Source organism: Spirillospora sp. NPDC048823 (genome assembly GCF_043198445.1).
Lineage (GTDB): Bacteria > Actinomycetota > Actinomycetes > Streptosporangiales > Streptosporangiaceae > Spirillospora.
The window spans coordinates 62,516-76,142 of the sequence record NZ_JBICUT010000008.1; the positions used below are offsets into that span (position 1 = coordinate 62,516).

The following is a 13,627-nucleotide window of genomic DNA, read 5'->3' on the forward strand; positions in this document are numbered from 1 at the left end:
AACCGGGGTACGCCGGGTTAGCGTCGGGGGCGACAGATCGCGGGGGTCCGGCGAACCGGGCTGAGATAGCGGCTGGGACGGCCGCTGACCGCATGAACCTGACCGGGTAATGCCGGCGTAGGGAGAGATCGAGTCGTCATGACCGAACCTGTGGTTCCAGCCGCCCGAAAGATCTACCTCCAGGGCTCGCGCCCGGAGATCCGCGTCCCGATGCGGGAGGTGCCGCTCACCGGCGGCGACGCCGTCGTCCTGTACGACACGTCCGGGCCGTACACCGATCCCGGACACGAGACCGACCTCCGCAAGGGGCTGCCGCCCCTGCGGGAACCATGGATCGCCGAGCGCCGCACGGCCGGCGGCGCGGTGACGCAGCGGGCCTGCGCGCGGCGCGGGGAGATCACGCCGGAGATGGAGTTCGCGGCGCTGCGGGAGGGCGTGGCGCCGGAGTTCGTCCGGGACGAGCTCGCGGCCGGACGCGCCGTCCTGCCCGCCAACGTCAACCATCCCGAGATCGAGCCGATGGTCATCGGCCGGAACTTCCTCGTCAAGGTGAACGCGAACATCGGCAACTCGGCGGTCGTGTCGTCGATCGAGGACGAGGTCGAGAAGATGACGTGGGCGACCCGCTGGGGCGCCGACACGATCATGGACCTGTCGACGGGCCGCGACATCCACACGACGCGCGAGTGGATCCTGCGCAACTCGCCGGTGCCGGTCGGGACGGTCCCGCTGTACCAGGCCGTGGAGAAGGTGGGCGGCGACCCGGCCGAGCTGACCTACGAGATCTTCCGCGACACGGTGATCGAGCAGGCCGAGCAGGGCGTCGACTACATGACCGTCCACGCGGGGGTGCTGCTCCGGTACGTGCCGCTGACGGCGCGCCGCAAGACCGGCATCGTGTCGCGCGGCGGGTCGATCATGGCGGCGTGGTGCCTGGCGCATCACGAGGAGAACTTCCTCTACACCCGCTTCCGGGAGCTCTGCGAGATCTTCGCGGCCTACGACGTCACCTGGTCGCTCGGGGACGGGCTGCGTCCCGGCTCGATCGCCGATGCCAACGACGAGGCGCAGTTCGCCGAGCTGCGCACCCAGGGCGAGCTGACGCGGATCGCGGCGGAGTACGGCAACCAGGTGATGAACGAGGGGCCCGGGCACGTCCCGATGCACAAGATCAAAGAGAACGTCGACCTGCAGCAGGAGTGGTGCGACGGCGCGCCGTTCTACACGCTCGGGCCGCTGACCACCGACATCGCACCCGGCTACGACCACATCACCTCGGCGATCGGCGCCGCGATGATCGGCTGGCACGGCACCGCGATGCTCTGCTATGTCACGCCGAAGGAGCATCTCGGCCTGCCGGACCGCGACGACGTCAAGGCCGGCGTCATCGCCTACAAGATCGCCGCGCACGCCGCGGACCTGGCGAAGGGGCATCCGGGCGCGCAGGCGTGGGACGACGCGCTGTCGGAGGCGCGGTTCGACTTCCGGTGGGAGGACCAGTTCAACCTGTCCCTCGACCCGGACACCGCCCGCGCGTTCCATGACGCGACGCTCCCGGCCGCCCCGGCGAAGACCGCGCACTTCTGCTCGATGTGCGGGCCGCACTTCTGCTCGATGAAGATCACCCGGGACGTCCGGCGGTACGCCGGCGAGCGCGGCCTGGCCGAGGACGAGGCCCTCGGCGCGGGGATGCGGGAGAAGGCCGAGGAGTTCAACGCCGCGGGCGGGCGCGTCTACCTGCCGCTCTCCCCCGGCGGTTCCTGACCCGGCGGCGCGGGCCCGGCACGGGCCGGAGCGGGAACGGCAGGCCCGCCGCGGAACCGTCCGCGGCGGGCCTCCGCATCCCCCGGAAGGGTCATCGGTCCGCCGCGGCTAGTATCAAGGGACCGTTCCAAAGCCGCGGATCCCCCCGAACCGCCGCCGGCCCGTTGACCCGCCGGGAAGGACCCACGACCGAGGTGACCAGCGACGACACGCCGAAGGCCCCCGCCCGGGCGGTGCGCGCCGACGTGCGCCGCAACCGCGCGCGGCTGCTCGCCGCGGCCGGGGAGATGTTCCAGCGCGACGGGGCGGGCGCGTCCCTGGAGGGCGTCGCGCGGCTGGCGGGCGTCGGCATCGGGACGCTCTACCGCCACTTCCCGACGAGGCAGGACCTCCTGGAGGCCCTGCTCGCCGACGCCTACGCCCGGCTGGCGGCGCACGCGCGGGAACTGATGGCCTCCCCCGCGCCCGGGGACGCCCTGGCGGACTGGCTGCACGCGTTCATCACGCAGGTGACCGCGTTCCGCGGGATGGCGGCCGCGGCCGTGACATCGCTGCGGGACGAGCGGCCGGCGGCGTCCCGCGCGATGCGCGAGGCCGGCGAGGCGCTGTTCGCCCGCGCCCAGGAGGCCGGCGACGTCCCCCCGGACGCCGTGTTCATCGACGCGCTGCGGCTCGCGGGCGCGATCGCGACGGTCACCGAGCACGATCCGGGCGCGGCCGGAAGGCTGCTGTCGCTCGCCGCCGCCGGGGTGATCCCGGGCAAGGCGGGCCGGCCCGGCTAGGCCCGCGGGGACACGGCGATCGCGGTGGCGATCAGCCCGTTTCCCGCCGTCCAGCGGCCCTTGAAGCCGGCGAACGGGGAGTCCGGGACGAGCAGCCGGGCCGTGAACGTCCCGCCGGGATCGAGGGCGAGGGCGGCGTCCTCGAAGCCGAGCCACCGGCCCGTGACCGGGAACCACGCCTTGTAGACGGCCTCCTTGGCGCAGAACAGCAGGCGGTCCCAGTGGACGTCCGGGGACGTGCGGCGCAGCTCGTCCAGGAGCGGCAGCTCCTCCTCCCGGGCGATCGTGCGCAGGACGCCGCCGGGCAGCGGCCCATGGGGTTCGGCGTCGATGCCGAGCGCCGTCATCTCACCGGCCCTCGCGACGGCGGCCGCCCGGTAGCCGTCGCAGTGCGTCATGCTGCCAACGACGCCGTCCGGCCAGCGCGGCGCGCCCCGCTCCCCCCGCGTGATCGGTCCGTGCGGCACGCCGAGCTCCGCCAGCGCGCGGCGGGCGCACCATCGGACGGTCGTGAACTCCAGCCGCCGCTTCTCGACGGCCCGCTCCACCGCGGCCTCCTCCTCGGGGAGCAGAACGGCCTCGGGCGGGTCGTCGTAGGCGGCGGCGGTGGCGACGCCGGGCGGCAGGATGCGCTCGATCATTCCGTCTCCGGGACGGGGAGGATGCGGCGGGGACCGCGCGGCGCCTCGCCCCGTTTGCGCCATTCGCGGGGGTAGCCGACCGACACCTCGATGTGCGGGACGCCGCCGGTCCAGATCGTGCGGGGGATGTGGAGGTGCCCGTACACGACGGACACCGCGCCGAACCTGCTGTGCCAGTCGGCGGTGCGCTCGGTGCCGCACCACTGGGCGAACTCCGGGTACCACAGGACGCGGGTGGGTTCGCGGACGAGCGGCCAGTGGTTGACGAGGACGGTCCGCGTTCCCGGCTCCAGGGCGGCGAGGCGCTCCTCGGTGTAGGAGATCCGGGCGTCGCACCAGGCGTCCCGGGTGGGGTGCGGGTCGGGGTGGAGGTACACCTCGTCGGTGCACACGACGCCGGACTCGTGCGCGATCGCGAGGGCCTCCTCCTTGGTGGACGCCCCGTCCGGCCGGAACGTGTAGTCGTAGAGGAGGAACAGCGGCGCGATCGTCACCGGGCCGCCGTCGCCGTCCCACACGGGGTACGGGTCCTCGGGCGTGAGCACGTCGAGGGCCCGGCACATGTCGACGAGCCTCCGGTAGCGCGCCTCCCCCCGCAGCCGCACCGGGTCGTCCTTGATCGTCCACAGCTCGTGGTTGCCGGGCGTCCAGATCACGGTGGCGAAGCGTCCGCGCAGCGTGCGCAGGGTCCATTCGACGTCGGCGAGGCGCTCGGCGACGTCGCCCGCCACGATGAGCCAGTCGTCCCCGGACGCGGGCCTCAGCTCCTCGACGAACGCGCGGTTCTCGGGGAACCCGACGTGCAGGTCGCTGATCGCGTGAACACCGCTCATCCGGCGATCGTAGGCCCCGCCCGATCGCGGATCCCTCGAAGGGGGCTCAGTCGCCGTCGGCGGGAAGGGTGAAGAGCCGGATGTGGACCGGACGCGCGCCGGGGGGCGCGTCCTCCCGGCGGTGGGCGTGCTCGTTGAGGAGCCGGATGTAGGCCTCGAAGAACTCGGCCAGCCCCTCGTCGGTCATGTGCGCGAAACCCCGCGAGAGCAGCGCCCAGGCCCGGTCCCGCCGGTACTCCTCGGGAAGCCTGCGGAACAGTTCCATGTCCTCGGCGTGCCCGACGCGTATCAGCTCGTCGAGGACGGCCCGGTCCTCGGGGGCGACGGTCTCGGGGTGGGGCAGCCGCATGTCGCGCGGGGTGTCGGCGGGGCGCCACCAGCGTTCCCGGCCGGCGGACCGCTCGGGGATCTCCTCGATGAACCCGTACCTCTCCAGCTGGCGCAGGTGGTAGCTGGTCGTCCCGGTGTTGGCGCCGAGCACCTCGCCGATCGTCGTGGACGTCGCGGGGCCGTGCGCGCGGAGCCGGTGCAGGATCCGGCGGCGCAGCGGGTGGCTCAGGGCCTTGATCCTCCCCGGGTCGTCCAGGATGACGGGCTCCGCATCGTCCTTCATGCGGAGCAGTCTAGTACTACGGAAGTATCTTTGCAGAGAACTCTTTGCAGAGCTTTCTCTGCAGTTTACGGTCTCCACCATGAAGACATCGATGACCGTCGCGCTGACGCTCCTCGCCGGCGCGCTGCTGAGCGTCCTGTGCCTGCCGCCCGCGAGGGCCTCGGCGTCCCCCTCGATCCCGGCGCCCGCCGGGCTGACCGCCACCGACGTGAGCTTCAAGGGATTCGGCGGGCTCACCCTGCACGGCACGGTCCTGGCGCCGCAGAAGGCCCGCGGTCCCCTGCCGGGCGTCGTGCTCGTGACGGGATCGGGCTCCGGCGTGCCGCGCGAGGCCAAGCTCACCGAGGCCACGGAGTTCGCGCGGCGGGGCATCGCCGTCCTGATCTACGACAAGAGGTCGGCCGGCTACACGGACTTCCGCCGCTCCTACTCCGAACTCGCGGACGACGCCCTCGGGGCCGTCGGGGCGCTGCGCTCCCGGCCCGGTGTCGATCCGGCGAAGGTGGGGCTGTGGGGGCTCAGCGAGGGCGGCTGGGTCGTGCCGCTCGCCGCGTCCCGGTCGGCGGACGTGGCGTTCGTGATCGTGGTCGGCGCAAACGCCATGCCCCCGATCCGCCAGCAGGTCTGGAACGAGACCTCCGGGCTGCGCCGGGCGGGCGTGTCGGGTTCGCTGCTCGACCACGGCAAGCGCAACTTCGCCCGGATGGGAGCGGACGCGGGCCTGTTCGCCGAGGCGTTCTTCGACGCCCGGGGCGTCCTGGAGAAGGTCCGGCAGCCGCTCCTCGGCGTCTGGGGAGGACGCGATCTGCAGACCCCGCCCGCGGACAATCCGCCGCTGTTCGCGCAGGCCCTCCGGCGGGGCGGCAACGACCATTACACGTTCCGCTTCTTCCCCGAGGCCGACCACGGCGCGCACGTGACCCCCGACGGCGGCCTCACCCGCGGGGACGCGCTGGCACCCGGATACGCCGACCTGGTCGGCACGTGGGTCCATGACGTGACGAGCGGGCGCCTGCCCGAGGCCGACACCGCGCCGCTCCCGGAGCAGGACCACCCGAGCATCGCGATCTCGCCATCGCCGTGGTGGGCGTCGGCCTGGATGCAGCTTGCGGCGTTCGCGCTGTTCGTCGTCGCGTTCACCGGCTACCCGCTCGCCGCGCTGGTGCGGCGGCTGCGCGGCCGGACGGCGCGTCCGGTGAGCCGCTGGGCCCGGCTGCTCGCCGGGGCGGGTCTCGCCGCCACCGCCGGGCTGTTCTTCTACATCTTCTACCTGATGGCCGCCGGGAGGTATCCGGACCCGGGTCCCGTCCTGGCGGGCAGGCCGCTGCCGTGGCTCGCGCTGCAGGCGCTCGCCGTCGCCGCCGTCGGCGCCGGAGTCGCGACCGCGGTGGCGTGGCGGCGGGCCGCCGGCACCGTCCCGGCGGGCGAGCGCGTCCGGCTCGGGCTGCTGCTCACCGCGGGCGCCGTGTTCGTTCCCTGGGCCTTCTACTGGGGGCTGCTCCTGCCCTGACGGCGGACGACGCGGCCCGGCTCCCGATGGAGCGCGGGCCGCGTCGTCCCGATGCGGTGTTCCCCGCCGTGTCAGTCGCTCTTGCCCCAGTAGTAGACGCCGAGGCTCATCGCGAGGAGGCTCGCCCAGCTGAACAGGGCCCGCACGGTGTTCCAGGCCGTCCAGCGCCCGGAGTGGTCCGACCAGACCTTCGCCGCCTCCGCCGCGTCCGCGGGGATCGCCACGGCGTCCAGGGCGTTGTTCATCGGGATGCTCACCGCGAAGCTCGGGACGAGCGCCCCGACGAAGTACACGCCGGCCGCGACGAAGAACAGGAGGGCCGCGGACTTCTCGTCCAAGGTCAGCAGCAGCACCCCCGCCGCGGCCGCCAGGACCGGCACGAGCAGGAAGCAGGCGATGAAGACCGGGTTCTGGATCTTCTGGTTGATGCCCTGCATGGCGTCGATCGCCGACGCCGGTCTCACCGCGTTCAGGCCCGGCATCACACCGGTGGAGAAGCCGAAGAACGTCCCGGCCATGCCGGCCGCCATGATGATCGAAAGGGTCACCGAAGTACCCGCGAGCATGGTTCTCATCGAAATTCCGATCTTCCGGGGGTGGTCGCGTCAGGTGTTCCAGATGCCGCTGGCCGCGGTGCGCCGCGCGTACCCGGCGAAGTCTCCCGGCTCGCGGCCGAGCGCGCGGCGCACGCCGTCGGCGGGCCGGGTGTTGCGGCCGTCCAGGATGGTGCCGAACAGGTACGTCAGGAACTCGATGAGCTCGCCGGGGAGCCCGTGCTCCCGGAGGACGGCCGCGTACTCGTCCACGCCGCAGGAGACGAACGCGATGTCGCGTCCCGCCGCGCGGCCGATCTCGGCGACGGCCTCGGCGAAGGTGAGCGCGCGGGGCCCGGTCACCTCGTAGACCTCGCCGGCGTGCCCGTCGCGGGTGAGGGCCGCGACCGCCACGTCCGCGATGTCGTCGGCGTCCACGAACGGCTCGGGCACGTCGCCGGCCGGCAGGACGACCTCGCCCGCCAGGACGGGGTCGAGGAGGTAGTCCTCGCTGAAGTTCTGCGCGAACCAGCTCGACCGCACGACCGTCCAGGCCGGGCCCGAGTTCCGGACGATCCGCTCGCACTCCAGTGCCTCGTCCTCGCCGCGCCCGGACAGCAGCACCACGTGCCGCACCCCGGCGTCCGCCGCCTTCGCCGTGAAGCCGGCGACGGCCTCGGCCGAGCCGGGGGCGGCCAGGTCCGGGTAGTACGACAGGTAGACCTTCTCGACGCCGCGCAGGACGGGCGCCCAGGTCGTCTCGTCCTCCCAGTCGAAGGCCGGGGACGCCGACCGCGACCCCATCCGGACCGGGACGTCCAGGGCCTCCAGCCGCTCGACGACGCGGCGGCCGGTCTTGCCGGTCCCGCCGAGGACGAGGGTGAGGCCGTTCTCGATGATCTCCTGTGCCGTGTTCGTCATGCCCTTGAGTCAACCGGCGGACGATCCCGGCCACCATCGTTGAGAAACTCGCCCGCATACGCGAGCGTCTACCCTTACCCCATGGACGCCCTCACCGACCTCCTCGACGGGCCCCGGGCACGGGGGGCGTTCCTGCTGCGCGCGTCGCTCACCCCGCCCTGGTCGATGCGGATCCAGGACGAGGCGCCGCTGACGCTGCTGTCGATGGTCAGCGACGAGGCGTGGCTGACCCCGGACGCCGGCGAGCCGCGGCGCGTCTCCCCCGGCGACATGGTGATCTTCCGGGGACCCGACCCGTACACGGTCGGCGACGACCCGGCGACCGAGCCCCAGATCGTCATCCACCCGGGGCAGCGCTGCACCACCCCGGACGGGACGAGCCTGTCGGGGGTGCTGGACCTCGGCGTCCGCGCCTGGGGCGACGACCCGGACGGGCCGGCGGTCATGCTGGTCGGCACCTACCAGATGCGCGGCGCCGTCACCCAGCGGCTGCTCGCCGCGCTGCCCCCGATCGCGATCGTGCGCGGCGACACCTGGCGTTCACCGCTGGTGGACGTGCTCGGCGAGGAGATCGGCAGGGACGACCCCGGCCAGGAGATCGTCCTCGACCGGCTGCTCGACCTGCTGCTCATCGGGACGCTCCGCGCCTGGTTCTCCCGGCCGGAGGCCGAGGCCCCCGGCTGGTACCGCGCCCACGGCGACGCGATCGTCGGCCCGGCGCTGCGGCTCTTGCACGACGACCTGTCGCACCCCTGGACGGTCGCCGGCCTCGCGTCCAGGGTCGGCGTCTCCCGCGCGGCGCTCGCACAGCGGTTCGCGAAGCTGATCGGCGAGCCGCCCATGGCGTACCTGACCGGCATCCGCCTCGCCCAGGCCGCCGACCTGCTGCGGGAGAGCGACGCGACGCTGGAGGCGGTGGCGCGCCAGGTCGGCTACGGCAACGCGTTCGCCCTCAGCACGGCGTTCAAGCGCGAGCACGGCCTCAGCCCGCAGGAGTACCGCACCGGCCCGGGCACGGGCCGCGCCGCCGGCTGACGCGCTACCGCTCCTTGCGCAGGGTGGGCTCGGCGCGGACGACCGGGTCGCCCGCTCCGTCCGGGATGAACGGGACCACGAACGCGTACTCCGCGAGGACCGGCTCGGGGATCTCGCCCGACTCGCCGAAGGCGGCGATCTCGCCCCAGCACGGCGAGCCGAGGGAGCCGCTGCGGTGCCGCACCGACAGCCCGGCGCACAGGTTGGCGAACCGGAGCCGCTCGGCCAGGGAGAGGCCGGCGAGGGTGGCGAACACGAACCCGGCGGCGAACACGTCGCCCGCGCCGGTCGGGTCGAGCGCGGCGACCGGCAGCGCGCCGACCTCGGCCCGCTCCCCCGTCGCCGAGTCGATCGCGATGGCGCCGTCGCCGCCGCACTTCACCACGACCACCGGCACGCCGCGCCCGGCCAGCGCGTCCGCGGCCTCCCACGGGGTGCTCGTGCGCGTGTACGCCATCGCCTCGGCGGCGTTCGGCAGGAACACGTCCACGTGCCGGAGCCGGTCGAGGACCTCGGCCGCCCAGGCGCCGGTCTGGTCCCAGCCGAGGTCGGCGAACACCAGCGCGCCGCGGCCGCGCATCGCCGCGGCCCACGCCGGCACCGGCCGGTCGACGTCGACGAAGCACGCCCGCGCGGACGGCGGGGGCGCGTCCGCCAGGTCGTCCGCCGGCTCCTCCTCCGAGACCGGGACGGGACGCGCGTAGGTCACCATGCTGCGGTCGGAGTCGTAGGCCATGGACACCGTCACCGGCGTGGACCAGCCGCGCACCCGACGGGACAGCCCGAGGTCGACGCCCTCCTGCTCGGCGAGGGTCCGCCACAGGTAGGCGCCGAACATGTCGTCGCCGAACGGCGCCGCCAGCCCGACCCGCAGGCCGAGCCGGCTCATCGCAACGGCGATGTTGGCGGCGCCGCCGGGCGCCGAGCCCAGCCCGTCGGTGACGATCTCGGTGCCCGGCGGCGGCAGCCCCGGCAGCCCGGTGAAGATCATGTCCATGAAGACCCGGCCGGACAGGAACACGTCCAGCGCGGGCGCCGGGCCCGCCCCGCCGCGCAGCCGGCCGCCCGCCGGCTCCCGCTCCGCGCAGGGGTCGGCGAGGGACGGCTCGGGCGGCCGGCCCGGCGCGGTCTGCTGAGTCACGAGGCCCCCCAGTGCGAGGCTTGGGCACGTTCTCCGGACCCTAGCCCCCGCCGCCGACATCGACGCCTACCTCGGAACGTACAGCCGGATGTCGTCGACCTGCGCACTCCCCTCGTAGAAATTCATGTGCGGGTCACCGATCATGAACCGGTCCGGGTAGGCGGATCCGGCGGGCCAGGTGTCGCGGTCGGTGAGCGTGCCGCCCGGTCCCTGCCAGGTCCAGTCGGCGTTGAAGCGGCCGTCGTACTCGTCCGGCCGCCGGTTGTAGTGCCAGATCGGCTCGCCGTCCTGAACGAAGGAGCGCGTGTAGCGGAAGGTCGCCTGCCCGGTGTGCGCGAAGACGCCGGACATCTCCATCGTGTAGGCGCCGCCGCGCCGCTCGATCGCGAACGTGTAGGGCTCGTCCGGCAGCAGTTGCGGTTTCATGTCGACGGCCGAGACGATCGCGCCGCCCTTCTTGAACCCGCACTCGCTCTCCATCAGGTACTCGGTGCCGGGCATGGTCGCGTACCGGCGGTCGTCGGTCATGAAGAGCGCGTTGACGCCGTTGCCCGTTCCGGCGGAGTACGGCTCGTACTCCCCGGTCACCGGGTTGCAGTACAGCAGGCCGGAGCCGGTGTACTTGTAGCGGTTGTAGCCGTCCATCGCGACCTTGCGGTGGGCGTGGATGAAGATGTTGTTGTGCGGCGCGACCCGCCGGTAGTCCATGATCGACATGTAGTAGAAGCCGTTGGAGTCGGTGCGGACGTCCGCCCATTCGCACTCCGGCCTGGTGAAGTCCCCGCCCGAGGCCCACGGGAAGTTGGTCTTGCAGCCCTCCGGGGAGTAGCCGTTGATCCGGCCGTCCGGGTAGTCCCACGACCCGTCGCGCCGCCCGCCGAACTCGAGGCCGCGCAGCGTCATCTCCACCCGGTACTCGGCGGGCAGATCGCGGGTCGAGCGGATGACGACGCCCGCCTGGTGGCCCGGCTCCTCCAGGTGCGCGACGCCCTTGCCGGACGTGAGCGACGGCGGCTCGTCCGGCCTGCCGTCGCCGTCGGCGTCGCGGGCGGCCAGCTCGGCGGTGAGCCAGCGGCGCTCACCGAACTCGAAGGACTTGCGGTAGGTCTTCATCTCGGCGAGCCGCTCGCGGAACGCCGGGCCGCCCACGGTGTCGAAGTAGGCGCCGTCGTTGTCGTACATGTCGACGTCGTAGGGGCTGGACGGGCCGTCGCCGTCCCGCTTCCAGGGCGCCTCCGCGCTGTCCAGGTGGCGGTCGAACGGCTCGGCGGCGACCAGCCGCCACCCCTCGCGGGCGCCGGGCGGACCCGCGCCCGCATGGGCCGGGCCCGCGCACAGGGCCGCCGGGAGGATCAGCGGGAGCGTCAGCGCCAGGGCGCCGCGTACGGATTCGCGCATGTCGCAGCCTTTCTCGCCGCGCGCCCGGCGCGGCTCGGCACGGTCAGGACGATCGTCGGTGACGCTAGGCGGCCGCCGCGGCCGGGGCCACGGCAAACATCGCCAAAGTGGTATTGACCAGTCGCCACAATGGGACATACCGTGTGCTGCGATAGGAACAGCGTCAAGGGAGGTGAGCGGCGTGCCATCCGGCGGTGAGGCCCGGTCCGGGAACACGAAACGGCAGGCGGTGCGCCGCAAGCTGCTGGCGATGCTGGACGGGCTGGACGTCGGGGACGCCCTGCCGTCCGAGCGCCGGCTGGCCGACGAACTCGGCGTCTCCCGGCCGACGCTGCGCCAGGCCATCGACGGTCTCGTCGCCGAGGGCCTGCTGGACCGGCGGCACGGGAGCGGCACCTACGTGGCCGAACCCCGGATCGCCGTCTCGCTGACCATGACCTCGTTCACCGAGGACATGATCAGGCGCGGGATGAAGCCGGGGGGCCGGGTCCTGTCGTTCCGCACCGAGGCCGCGGGGGCGCGGATCGGCAGGCGGCTGGCCCTGTCGCCCAGCGAAGAGGTATTTACCATTCGGCGGCTCCGGCTCGCCGACGGGACCGCCATGGCCATCGAGACCCTCTCCCTGCCGCGGTCGCTGATGCCGGGCCTGCGGCGGCACGACCTGGAGGGGCGGTCGTTCTACGACCTGCTGAGAGCCGGCGGCATCGCGATCGCCTCGGGCACCGAGACGATCGAGCCGACCGTCACCACCGCCGAGGAGGCGGCCGAACTGGACGTGCCGGTGCACACGCCGGCGTTCCTGTTCGAGCGGATCACCAAGGACGAGAACGGACGACCCCTCGAATACGTCAGGTCGGTCTACCGGGGCGACCGGTACCGCCTGGAACTCGACCTGCGACCACCGATCCACTGACCCGCCCCCGGGCACGCCGCCCGGGGAGCACGACCGTCCGTCCGCGCTGACGGGGGCGACAGCGCATGACCCACCCCCCGGAGAAGTGAGGCGACTTCACCATGGACGTCATCAAGGACATCCTCACCTTCCTGGCCGACAACGTGTTCGGCCAGGTGCCCATCCTCATCGGCCTCATCACCCTCATCGGGCTGATCCTGCAGCGCAAGCGGTTCGAGGACGTCTTCGCCGGCGCGCTGCGCGCCACGATCGGCGTCGTCATCCTGTTCATCGGCGTGGAGGTGTTCACCGGCGGGCTGACCAGCTTCCAGACCGTCCTCGCCAGCGCGATGGGGACGACCCCGCCGAAGTCCGAGAACACCCTCGCCGGCTTCCTCACCGACCAGGGCGGGACGATCGCCCTGGTCATCACGGTGGCGTTCCTCGTCCACGTGCTGGTCGTGCGGCTGTTCCCGGCGGCCCGGTACCTGTACCTCACCGGGCACCTGATGTTCTGGATCAGCACGGTGACGGTCGCGTCGCTGGTGACGATCGCGCCGGGCGCCGACCAGCTCACGCTGGTGCTGTGCGGGGCCGGGTTCGTCGCCGCGTACTGGACGCTCCAGCCGCTGTGGATGCGGCCGCTGATGCGCCGCGTCATGCCGGACGACCGGTTCGGGTACGCGCACACCAGCTCGCTCGCCTGTCTGATCACCGGCTACGCCGCCCGCCCCCTGGGCAGCCGCGAGAAGCACGACACCGAGAGGCTGAAGCTGCCGCGCCAGCTGTCGTTCTTCAAGGACGTCAACGTCAGCACCGCGCTGATCATCAGCGTGATCATGCTGGTGGCGGTCGCGTTCGCCGACGACGGCGTGGTGGGCGAGGCCGCGGCGGAGATGGACGCCAAGCTGTCCCCGTGGGTGTGGGCGCTGCTGGTCGCCCTCCGGTTCGCGGGGGGCATCGCGATCCTGCTGTTCGGGGTGCGGATGTTCCTCGCCGAGATCGTCCCCGCGTTCAAGGGGTTCAGCGACCGGGTCATCCCCGGCACCCGCCCCGCGCTGGACGCGCCGACCGTCTTCCCCGTCGCGCCGACCGCCGTCATGGTCGGGTTCGTCGCGTCCACCGCGGTGTTCCTGGTCTGCCTCGGCGTGTTCGCCGGCGCGGGCTGGTTCACCCTCGCCCCGCCCATGATCATGCTGTTCTTCGTGGGCGGCGCGGCCGGGCTGTTCGGCAACGTGGTCTCGGGCTGGCGCGGCGCCGTCCTCGGCGGCGTGATCACCGGCCTGATCCTCGCGGTCGGGCAGGCCGTCACCTGGGGCCTGTACGAGACGACCGCGCCCGAGCTGGCCACCCTCGCCGATCCCGACTGGTACGCGATCGCCTGGCTGCTGGAGGCGGCCGACCCGGTCATCGGCGACAGGTCGATCTGGCTCGTGCCCGCCGTCGCGATCGCCGCGACCGTCGTGACGCTGCTGCTCCTCGGCCGCGCCGAGAAGCGCCGGGAGGCGGACGGCGGCGACACCGCTCCGGAGGGCGGCGGCAAGGCGCCCGCGAAGGCCTGACC

Annotated in this window: 13 protein-coding genes and 1 riboswitch; of the genes, 6 read left to right on the top strand and 7 right to left on the bottom strand. The window is 73.0% G+C overall.

Translation table 11 applies throughout. The annotated features are described in order from the left end of the window. The first annotated feature begins 29 nt into the window (after nucleotides 1-29). Nucleotides 30-143: riboswitch (TPP riboswitch) on the top strand. Both thiC and ACGFK0_RS19845 read left to right on the top strand, forming a co-directional pair. Next, nucleotides 139-1,764, top strand: a complete 1,626-nt coding sequence (gene thiC / locus ACGFK0_RS19840; protein WP_392906619.1) for a phosphomethylpyrimidine synthase ThiC — start codon at nucleotides 139-141, stop codon at nucleotides 1,762-1,764. Its footprint overlaps the riboswitch before it by 5 nt. 194 nt (nucleotides 1,765-1,958) lie before the next feature. Further along, nucleotides 1,959-2,546, top strand: coding sequence for a TetR/AcrR family transcriptional regulator (locus ACGFK0_RS19845; RefSeq protein ID WP_392906621.1), 588 nt, complete (start codon nucleotides 1,959-1,961; stop codon nucleotides 2,544-2,546). On the opposite strand, the gene ACGFK0_RS19850 is transcribed toward ACGFK0_RS19845, so the two are convergent. Genes ACGFK0_RS19850 through ACGFK0_RS19860 form a run of 3 tightly spaced genes read right to left on the bottom strand, consistent with a single transcriptional unit; the run spans nucleotide 2,543 to nucleotide 4,633 of the window. Continuing rightward, nucleotides 2,543-3,187 (bottom strand): 4'-phosphopantetheinyl transferase, encoded by a 645-nt coding sequence (locus ACGFK0_RS19850; RefSeq protein ID WP_392906623.1) that lies wholly within the window; start codon nucleotides 3,185-3,187, stop codon nucleotides 2,543-2,545. The genes ACGFK0_RS19845 and ACGFK0_RS19850 overlap by 4 nt on opposite strands. After that, a complete protein-coding gene (locus tag ACGFK0_RS19855) occupies nucleotides 3,184-4,020 on the bottom strand; it encodes a metallophosphoesterase family protein (protein ID WP_392906625.1) in 837 nt (278 codons plus the stop codon). Before ACGFK0_RS19855 ends, ACGFK0_RS19850 begins: the two co-directional genes overlap by 4 nt. Nucleotides 4,021-4,066: 46 nt before the next feature. Beyond that, nucleotides 4,067-4,633, bottom strand: a complete 567-nt coding sequence (locus ACGFK0_RS19860) for a helix-turn-helix domain-containing protein (RefSeq protein ID WP_392906627.1) — start codon at nucleotides 4,631-4,633, stop codon at nucleotides 4,067-4,069. Nucleotides 4,634-4,712: 79 nt separating this feature from the next. On the opposite strand from ACGFK0_RS19860, the gene ACGFK0_RS19865 reads away from it, so the two are divergent. Beyond that, nucleotides 4,713-6,143: an alpha/beta hydrolase family protein gene (locus tag ACGFK0_RS19865; protein ID WP_392906629.1), complete on the top strand. Its 1,431-nt coding sequence runs from the start codon at nucleotides 4,713-4,715 to the stop codon at nucleotides 6,141-6,143. A 71-nt stretch (nucleotides 6,144-6,214) separates the two neighbouring features. Here ACGFK0_RS19865 and ACGFK0_RS19870 read toward each other — a convergent pair whose 3' ends face one another. Then, complete coding sequence (locus tag ACGFK0_RS19870; RefSeq protein ID WP_392906631.1) at nucleotides 6,215-6,709, bottom strand: DUF1772 domain-containing protein; 495 nt, start codon at nucleotides 6,707-6,709, stop codon at nucleotides 6,215-6,217. 39 nt (nucleotides 6,710-6,748) lie between these two features. Further along, nucleotides 6,749-7,597 carry an NAD(P)H-binding protein gene (locus ACGFK0_RS19875; protein WP_392906633.1) on the bottom strand — a complete coding sequence of 283 codons (849 nt, stop codon included), beginning with the start codon at nucleotides 7,595-7,597 and terminating at the stop codon, nucleotides 6,749-6,751. Nucleotides 7,598-7,678: 81 nt separating this feature from the next. On the opposite strand from ACGFK0_RS19875, the gene ACGFK0_RS19880 reads away from it, so the two are divergent. Continuing rightward, entirely contained in the window at nucleotides 7,679-8,632 is a 954-nt protein-coding gene (locus tag ACGFK0_RS19880) for a cupin domain-containing protein (RefSeq protein WP_392906635.1), read from the top strand. A 4-nt stretch (nucleotides 8,633-8,636) separates the two neighbouring features. Here the strand turns inward: ACGFK0_RS19880 and ACGFK0_RS19885 are convergent, their stop codons facing one another. After that, nucleotides 8,637-9,773 carry a carbohydrate kinase family protein gene (locus ACGFK0_RS19885; RefSeq protein ID WP_392906637.1) on the bottom strand — a complete coding sequence of 379 codons (1,137 nt, stop codon included), beginning with the start codon at nucleotides 9,771-9,773 and terminating at the stop codon, nucleotides 8,637-8,639. A 66-nt stretch (nucleotides 9,774-9,839) separates the two neighbouring features. Next, nucleotides 9,840-11,171, bottom strand: coding sequence for a hypothetical protein (locus ACGFK0_RS19890; RefSeq protein WP_392906638.1), 1,332 nt, complete (start codon nucleotides 11,169-11,171; stop codon nucleotides 9,840-9,842). Between the two features lie 172 nt (nucleotides 11,172-11,343). Here ACGFK0_RS19890 and ACGFK0_RS19895 point away from each other — a divergent pair, with 172 nt between their 5' ends. Then, nucleotides 11,344-12,084: a GntR family transcriptional regulator gene (locus ACGFK0_RS19895; protein ID WP_392906640.1), complete on the top strand. Its 741-nt coding sequence runs from the start codon at nucleotides 11,344-11,346 to the stop codon at nucleotides 12,082-12,084. Nucleotides 12,085-12,185: 101 nt separating this feature from the next. After that, the gene (locus ACGFK0_RS19900) at nucleotides 12,186-13,625 is read left to right on the top strand and encodes a PTS ascorbate transporter subunit IIC (RefSeq protein WP_392906642.1); all 1,440 of its coding nucleotides are present in this window, start codon (nucleotides 12,186-12,188) and stop codon (nucleotides 13,623-13,625) included. Nucleotides 13,626-13,627: the final 2 nt, after the last annotated feature.